This window comes from Halorubrum sp. SP9 (assembly GCF_005435015.1).
GTDB classification, from domain to species: Archaea; Halobacteriota; Halobacteria; order Halobacteriales; family Haloferacaceae; genus Halorubrum; species Halorubrum sodomense.
Genome location: NZ_SGXU01000698.1, coordinates 1 through 238, shown reverse-complemented (window position 1 = coordinate 238; position 238 = coordinate 1). Strand labels below are relative to the sequence as shown.

1 pseudogene is annotated in these 238 nt (G+C 66.0%); it reads right to left on the bottom strand.

Annotated elements, in window-relative coordinates:
• A pseudogene (locus tag EXE45_RS19035) lies at positions 1 to 238 on the bottom strand (ABC transporter substrate-binding protein); the annotation flags it as partial.

The following is a 238-nucleotide window of genomic DNA, read 5'->3' as shown; positions in this document are numbered from 1 at the left end:
CCTCGAACAGCGGTCCCTCGGAGAACAGGTCGGGACCCTCGTCGATGTCGCGGAGGTAGTACTCGTCGTTGCGGACGTACTCGGTGCCCGAGCCGCGGTTCCACTCGGTGAGCTCGTACGCGCCGAGGTTCCCGGTGAACTGGAGTTCGAGCAGCTCCTCGTCCTGCTGGAGCCCCTCGACGTCCTCCTCTTCCACGTACGGCTGGACGAGGTCCTTCGGGATCGGGTACAGGAGCGG